Below are 8,122 nucleotides of genomic sequence, written 5' to 3'. Positions count from 1 at the left end.
GCCGCGCTGCTCAGTTATTTGTAAAATCTAAAAAATTACCGACCAGATTTTCGTTGCAGACCCGGACATCATCCGGCACAGACAATATCGTCGGCGTGAAATTCCAGAGATATTTTATTTGCGCCTGCGTCAGTAGATCAGCGGAGTTTTGCGCCGCGCTGGCCGGCACGGTCAAAATGGCGATTTCCACCTTGCGTTTATTGACCAGCTGTTCGCGCGTAATCACCTGATGCAGTTCGGACAGCGGATAGATTTTTTTGCCGTTGATAAACCGGTCGATCTTAGCCGGATCATTGTCAAAAAGCGCGACAATGTCCAGACCGTAATCCGCAAAATCCGTATGTTTGGCCAAAGCGCTGCCGAGATTCCCCGCGCCGACAACGAAAGCCGCTTTTTGCGCCCGAAAACCTAGCAGCTGCTCGATGGCTTTTTTTAATTCCCGCACATTGTAGCCGACATGGTTTTTGCCGCTGGCCGCGCAGAGCACGATGTCTTTGCGCACCTGCGAGTCGTCGATCTTGAGCAGCTCGGCGATCCGCTGGCTGGAAATATATTCTTTGGCTTTCGCTAAATAGCCGCTTAAAATGTGGTGATATAAGGTCAGGCGTTTGATGCCATTGCTGGAAATTGGAGCGCTCATATTTGTGATCCTGTCAGTGAGACTGCGGCGGCCGCATATTTCTCTATCCGTGCGGCTGCGGATTTTCCCGCGCTGATGACCGCCGGCCCATTGGCGCAGCCGCCTTCGCAGCACATGATTTCCAGTAGATTGCCGGCCGGACAGCGGCCTTGCTGGGCATAGGCGCGCAGCTCGTTGAGCGCTGTTTTGGGCAGTCCGTTGAGCAGCGCTGGTTTGACCGCCGCCGGATCGCCGGTCCAGGCGGCCTGTACTGAGCGGGCGACGCCGCCGCTGAGCGCAAAACCGCGCGCTTCCCGGGCGGAGTTATAGGCAAAATTTTCCTCCGGCAGTTCTTCCGGCTTGATATTCAGCGCGGTGAACAGCGCGCCGATTTCCTCAAAAGTCAGCACGTGATCGATATTGGGATCTTGCCGCGCTTCCGTAAATTTAGACAGGCAGGGGCTGATAAAAACATTGACGGCGTCCGGCTGCTCGCGGCGGACGATCTCCGCCGTATAGTGCAGGGGAGTTTGCGTGCGCGAAACAAAAGGCCGGATTTCCGGCAGATGTTTTTTGACCAATTCGTTGTAGGCTGAACAGCAGGAGGTGGTCATAAAAGCGTCACCTTTTTGCAGACGCTCCGCCAGATCTTGAGCTTCGGCGCGCGCCGTGATCTCCGCGCCCTGCGCGACTTCGTAGACTAGCGTGAAACCGCTTTTTTTGAGCGCGCTGTGCAGCTGTCCGGCCGCGCAGGACATTTGGCCGAGCAGGGCTGGCGCGATCATGGCGACAACTTTTTTCCTGTCCTGGATTTTTTTCAGCACGTCGATGATCTGGCTTTTATTGTGTATCGCGCCAAACGGGCAGGTGACGACGCATCTGCCGCAGGAAATGCATTTGGCGGTGTCGATGCAGGCCAGACCGCCGCGGTCTTTGGCGATGGCGCCGGTCGGACAGGCGTTTTCGCAGGGCACGATCGTCTTAACGATAGCTTGATAAGGACAGGCTTTGATGCACAGGCGGCACTTTTTGCATTTGGCACTGTCGATGCTGGCGCGGCCGCGCGTGGTTTTTATGGCGCCAAACTTGCAGGAATTAATGCAGGACTTGGCGACGCAGTTTTGGCAGAGATCGGTGACATGAATAAAACTTTCCACACAGCCCTGACAGGCGCTTTGCAAAACGGTCAGCGGATTTTCAGCGTTGCTTGTTCTCCGCAGGGCCTGCGCCGCGTAAACGGATAATTCCGCGCGCTCATTGTCGTCCTCGATAGCCAGCCCCAGCCCCGCCAGCGTGCGCGAGCGCAGGATCGCTCTTTCTTTATGAATGCAGCAGCGAAAAGGCACTGGCGAACCTTTGGGGCGCATGTCGTAGGGTATCAAGCGGACATTCTCCGCGAAATCATTGCTGTAAAAGGCCTTGATCAAATAAACTAAAATTTCTCGTTTTAATTTTTGCACTTCAATAACAGTCCGCATAATTTTCCTTTCCGGGCATATTGTAGCTCAACTTTTTTAAAATATTTAGACTACAAAGCTGATTTTTACTGGCCAGAGGATCGGCGACGCTGCTTGCCGCCCGCGGCCGTAGCGCACGCAGGCGGCGAATTTTTTTAATGACTAAAATTTTCCATAATAAGCGTCAAGATAAATCTGCTTGAGATCAGACAGCAGCGGATAGACCGGATTGGCTCCCGTACATTGATCGTCAAAAGCATTGCGCACGAGAAAATCCAGCTTGCCTAAGAAATCCGCTTCCTTTATTTGCGGATTATATTTGGCAAAATATTCCTGAATGGAGCTGGGAATTTCCAGATCCGCTTTCAGTTTGGCGATCGCCTGGAGCAGCAGCTCGACCTGCTCAGCCTCGGTCTTGCCGCCGAGGTATAGATTGTGGGCGATCTGCGCGTAGCGCTTCTTGGCTTCCGGCACTTTGTACTGCGGAAAAGCCGCCTGTTTTTTCGGGCAGTCCGTCGCGTTAAAACGGATCACCTGACAAAAAAGCAGCGCGTTGGCGATGCCGTGCGGAATATTAAAAGCCGCGCCGAGCTTATGTGCCAGAGAATGGCAAATGCCCAAAAAAGCGTTGGCAAAAGACAGGCCGGCGATCGTCGCGGCGTAGTGCATTTTTTCGCGGGCGCGCGGATCGTTGCGGCCTTCTTTATATGAGCGGGGCAGGTAACGGAAAACCTGCTTGATCGCTTCCAGAGCCTGCGCGTTGGTGAAATTTGTCGCCATGATGGAAACATAAGCTTCGACCGCGTGCACCAGAGCGTCAATGCCACCGGCTGCCGTCAGACTTTGCGGCATGCCGTCCACAAAATCCGGATCGATGATCGCCATGGACGGCGTCAGCGCGTAATCCGCTATAGCATATTTCACATGTTCTTTGTCATCGGTGATGATCGAGAACGGTGTGACTTCCGAGCCGGTGCCGGACGTGGTCGGGATACAGACCAGCTGGGCTTTTTTGCCCAGCTCAGGAATGGCGCAGATGCGTTTACGGATGTCCATGAAGCGCATCGAAATGTCTTCAAATTTAGCCTCGGGTTGTTCGTACATGAGCCAGATAATTTTGGCCACGTCCATCGGCGAGCCGCCGCCCAGCGCGATGAGCAGATCCGGCTCATAAGGCCGGACGATATTCAGCGCGGCGTTGACCGTGCTCAAAGTCGGATCCGGCTGTACTTCAAAAAATATTTCGTAAGCCGTGCCGATCTCTTCCAGCACACTGGTAATACTGCGGGTCGCGCCGCTGTTAAATAAAAACCGGTCGGTGATAATGAACGCACGTTTCTTGCCCTCGTATTCGCGCAGCGCCAGATCGGTCGAACCGCGCTTGAAATAAATTTTCGGAGGAACTCTATACCACAGCATATTTTCTTTCCTTTCCGCGACAGTTTTGAGATTGAGCAGATGCTGCACTCCGACGTTGCCGCTGACGGAGTTGCCGCCCCAGGAGCCGCAGCCGAGAGTCAGCGAAGGCTCGAGCCGAAAATTATACAGATCGCCGATGCCGCCGTGCGACGAAGGCGAGTTGATGAGCAAACGGCAGGTCGGCAGTTTGTTGGCAAAATAATCAATGCGTTCCTGCGTGCGCTCATCGGTGTACAGCACTGAGGTGTGTCCCAGTCCGCCCAGCTCGATCAGAGCGCCGGCGATGTCCACCGCTTCTTTGAAATCTTTAGCTTTGTAGAGCGTTAAGATCGGCGACAGTTTTTCGTAAGCATAAGGATTGTCCGCCGCGTAAGAAGTTTCTTCGCTGACCAAAACTTTTATATTGGCCGGCGTTTTCAATCCGGCCAGAGCCGCGATCTTGCTGGCTGGCTGACCGACAATAGCCGCGTTGACCGCGCCTTTGTCATTGAGAATTATTTTGCCGAGTTTGTCCGCTTCCGCGCGGTTGAGCAGATACGCGCCGCGTAGCGCCAGTTCTTTTTTCACTTCTTTGTACACATCAGCCACCGCGATGATTGACTGTTCGGAAGCGCAGATCATACCGTTGTCAAAAGTTTTGGACAGCAGTATGGAAGAAACCGCCAGATCAATATCCGCCGTCTCATCGATAATGGCCGGCGTGTTGCCCGGCCCGACGCCCAGCGCCGGTTTGCCGCTGGAGTAAGCCGCTTTGACCATGCCGGGGCCGCCAGTGGCGAGTATGGCGTGAATATCCGGATGCGCCATCAGGGCGTTGCTCAGCTCAATGGTCGGCTCGTCGATCCAGGCGATAATATTTTCCGGCGCGCCAGCCCGCACGGCGGCTTCCAGCGCCAGACGCGCGGCCGCAACGGTGCATTTTTTAGCGCGGGGGTGCGGCGAAAAAATAATCGCGTTGCGGGTTTTCAGCGCGAGCAGGGCTTTGAAAATCGCAGTCGAAGTCGGATTGGTGGTCGGCACCACTCCGGCGATCAGCCCCAGCGGAGCCGCCACGGTTTTGATACCGTTGGCCTTGTCCCACGATACCACGCCGCAGGTTTTGGCATTTTTGTGTTTATTGTAAATATACTCGGCGGCGAAATGATTTTTGATGATCTTGTCTTCCAGCACACCCATGCCGGTTTCGGCGACCGCCATTTCCGCCAGATCGATACGGGCTTTGTCCGCCGCGATAGCCGCCGCTTTAAAGATCGCGTCGACTTTTTCCTGTGAATAAGTTGCGTAAATATTCTGCGCCTCTTTCACTTTGGCGATCAGTTTATTCAGATCATCCAGCGTCATAATGTTGCCGGAAACTGCCGGGTTAACCGCCTTTTTTCTTGCTGTTTTTACCGATGTATTAGCCATAAAAACCCCTTTCATTCGTGATTTATTTCACGAATATAGCAGGGGTTTGCGGAGTTGTCAAGGGTGCCTAAAAACAGGATTAATTTTTTTGGATGAATTTGCCGAATAAAGCTATCTATACTATTCAGGAAATTAGATTTGACGATAAACGATGCTTCTGTGCTTAATTGACACGATAAGTATTATCAATTCGAAATTTTTTATTTCGACAACTATCCTATAATCTCCAACACGATACCGCCATAATCCAGCCAAATTAGCCGACAAAGGCCTGCCCATACTGTGCGGATTATCAGAAATTTTTAGTTTATCCAAATACTTGCCGATCTGATTTTTAACTGATTTGTCCAGTTTAGTGTATTCATTGACAGCTTTCTCTGTCCAGACAATATTATAAAGCAACTCTTACCTGCTCCCACGGAATGATTTGTTCTGCGCCGGAAGCGACTTCTGAAAGCCGTTCTTTAGCCAGCTGAACATCATCAAGATCATCAAAAAAATCGGCAATGGCTTCAGTTATCGTCATGCCGGATTTTTTCAATGTTTTTTCTAGGCGTTGATACTGCTCATCATCCATTTCCACAACGAAGCGCATATTTTCTCCTCCAAATATATTATACCACACGCTGTTCAACTTGCGCAGCAAACCGGCGGCTGCGGGTAAGGAAAATCTTACCTGCTAAGCTAAATATTGACTCAGGCCATTTTTTCTACACTATAATTGTCACCATTTTTGACTAACTTGTATTTTTCTCCTGTTTCAGGATCAGTAAATTGTTGGTTTTCAATAGTTATAATTCTCAGAGTAATACCATCAGTTATACGGCCGCTCCCTTCAGAACTTAAACTTATAGTTGAAAGTGCAAAACCATAATTTTGATATTTTGTTCTATCAAGTCCTGGCGCTGGTTCACGTTCTCTACTTATGGCTAATTCATTTACTTCACCATTTCTTGCATCTTGGATTAATCTGTCTGCACTTTGTTCTACTATTTTTGATGATACTGTTATATAAGTAAATCCGCCTTCTTCTCTAGTAGCAAAAGTTAAATCTGGATTTGATTTAAGTCTTGTTTCTATCGCTGGTACTTGTGCTCTTTGGCTTGGCATAATTCTTAATCTAACGGTACCATTTTCGCCTCGTTCTGGGTCTCGTCCCATTACACGCATTAAATTTCTTTCACCTTTACTCGGACTGCCTTGAAGTGTGGACGTAACTTGAACATAATTTGCTTGATAAACAACAGCGTTTCTTTCATTGGCTGCATCAGCTGCAATTCTCGTTGCTTCTGCTATCGCTTGTCTTTGCGGTGCAACAGCAACCCAATTCTGCCTATCTGGACTTATTCCGCCTCTAGCATCTGTTATATTTATTCGCATATCATACCCGCCACGTGCTCCCACGCGAGAAAATGTTGGGTATCCCTGTAATTGAGTTCCGTTTCTAATAAGAGCATTATTAATAAGGTTATGGAATACACTACCATCGGCATCGGTGTTACAAACTAAATAAGATTGCCCATTAATATCTCGCTCTATCCTTATAGCATAGTCTCTCGAACTTCCTTTTAATCCTTTTATATAAATATAAGATTGTCCGTCAGCCCTAGATTTTTCGATTTTTATTTCATAATTAGTATTAGCAAGATTACTTATCCTTACTTGTGCATTAATTATTGTCTGAAAATCTGTAAGCGCTTGTTCTTCGGTGGATGTTAATTGTTGATCTCGGGCAATTCTGGCTGTATGGATAGCTTCAAAAACCTGATTACTATCCATATAGCTTGTTGTTGAATTTGCTTGATGTGCACTGGGTAATGACTGTCTATTTTGTATATGTCTAATTATATCCTCTATTGTTACCTGTGGTGGTTGGGGATTGTTAGTATTTGCAAAATACTCATCAACTTTTCCCGCCAAACTATCTGGTAAGTTGGTTTTTATAAATTCAGGACTTTGTTTAAATTCAGCATCGTGAAAATTGATTCTACCACCTGCTGTAACAAACTCCATTTCCGGATGATTATTTGCAAAAGCTTTCCAAGCAACACTAAATTTTCCACCATACATACCGTCAATCCGATCATCAATGTTCATATCTGGTGGCAAAGCATCGATTAGATCATCAATGTTCCTATTTGGTTGCGAAATTCTATTTTCTGGTGATTCTGCAATAATTGCTGTTTCAAGCTTCGTTGTCGCTACTTGTGGAGCAGGTTCTGTCATTGGCATTATCTCTTGTGTTTCGATATTAATATCTGCCAGAGGCTCCTCATCCGCTAATGTCTCAATGACTGCCTCTTTTGCTGGCGAGGCTTCTTGCTCTTGGACTGATGCTTCAATTGCCGACTCATAAATTGCTGTTTCTTTAGCCTCTACAACTAGCTCTATTGGTATTTCTGCTGCTGTAGCTAGTTCTTGATTTGGCGCAATGGTTTCTGCTGTTTCGTCCTCGCTGAGTTCAACTCCTGTTGATGCCACCGTTATCGTTTCATTTTTAACTCCAACTTCTGTCTCCGCATCTGGTTGTGTTGGCAATGATTGTGCTGGCACTGCTGCTTCATCGCCTGGTATATCTGGAGCAGCTGATCGTTGTGTTGCCTCTGGTTCTTTATTTTCAATTTTAACTGGCGTAACATTAATCAAGTTAGAATTAGGATAAAATTGTTCTTGCATTTGTAGAAACTGATCGTATTTATTTTGCGCTTGAACATCATGCGTTTCCGCAGAGCTTTGTTTGACAGTTGTTCCTTCGGCAAATTTTTCTTTGCCGCTGACAGATTTAAATAAATCCTCGCCGCTAGCGCTATCTATTTTACCTATGTGCCAGCTTCCTTTATTGTTATCCGCGCCGACTAAAAACACATCATTTCCATATTTAAAGGTATAACCATTCACATCGTTACCGGCGTCATGTTCAAGAGGTATCTCTTGTCCATTGATAACTATCTTTGTTTGTCCGGGAATGATGATGCCCTTATCGCCAACACCGGTAAGTTTGGCGGAGTATTCCTGATCGCCAATATTTATTTTTCCGAGATTTCTCTCGTTCGGACTATTGGTGCCCTGCCTCGCCTGTGCGAAAGACACACTCTGCGGAACGCTCGTAATGTTGGTATATAGTTGTCTCATAAATCCCTCCTAAATTTTTTAAACACCAAATGTCAACCGACCGCTTTAGCGGCGTTCAACATTCGCTGTTTTTTAGGAGAAAGAAAAT

At 48.2% G+C, this 8,122-nt stretch carries 6 protein-coding genes; all 6 read right to left on the bottom strand.

The annotated features are described in order from the left end of the window. Nucleotides 1-10: 10 nt before the first annotated feature. The 6 genes from LBJ25_03605 to LBJ25_03580 all read right to left on the bottom strand — a co-directional run bounded on the left by LBJ25_03605 (nucleotide 11) and on the right by LBJ25_03580 (nucleotide 8,034). Complete coding sequence (locus tag LBJ25_03605) at nucleotides 11-640, bottom strand: redox-sensing transcriptional repressor Rex (GenBank protein MDR1453043.1); 630 nt, start codon at nucleotides 638-640, stop codon at nucleotides 11-13. Next, nucleotides 637-2,097, bottom strand: a complete 1,461-nt coding sequence (locus tag LBJ25_03600; GenBank protein MDR1453042.1) for a monomeric [FeFe] hydrogenase — start codon at nucleotides 2,095-2,097, stop codon at nucleotides 637-639. The genes LBJ25_03605 and LBJ25_03600 overlap by 4 nt, the downstream gene beginning before the upstream one ends. Nucleotides 2,098-2,238: 141 nt before the next feature. Continuing rightward, nucleotides 2,239-4,836: a bifunctional acetaldehyde-CoA/alcohol dehydrogenase gene (adhE, locus tag LBJ25_03595; protein MDR1453041.1), complete on the bottom strand. Its 2,598-nt coding sequence runs from the start codon at nucleotides 4,834-4,836 to the stop codon at nucleotides 2,239-2,241. A gap of 198 nt (nucleotides 4,837-5,034) precedes the next feature. Beyond that, complete coding sequence (locus LBJ25_03590; GenBank protein MDR1453040.1) at nucleotides 5,035-5,304, bottom strand: type II toxin-antitoxin system RelE/ParE family toxin; 270 nt, start codon at nucleotides 5,302-5,304, stop codon at nucleotides 5,035-5,037. Further along, nucleotides 5,294-5,548: a hypothetical protein gene (locus LBJ25_03585; protein MDR1453039.1), complete on the bottom strand. Its 255-nt coding sequence runs from the start codon at nucleotides 5,546-5,548 to the stop codon at nucleotides 5,294-5,296. Before LBJ25_03585 ends, LBJ25_03590 begins: the two co-directional genes overlap by 11 nt. 50 nt (nucleotides 5,549-5,598) lie before the next feature. Beyond that, nucleotides 5,599-8,034: a hypothetical protein gene (locus LBJ25_03580; GenBank protein ID MDR1453038.1), complete on the bottom strand. Its 2,436-nt coding sequence runs from the start codon at nucleotides 8,032-8,034 to the stop codon at nucleotides 5,599-5,601. Nucleotides 8,035-8,122 lie beyond the last annotated feature (88 nt).

The organism is Candidatus Margulisiibacteriota bacterium, from assembly GCA_031268855.1.
GTDB lineage: Bacteria > Margulisbacteria > Termititenacia > Termititenacales > Termititenacaceae > Termititenax.
Note: the sequence above shows the minus strand (reverse complement) of the source record. Positions and strands in the feature narration are given on the sequence as shown.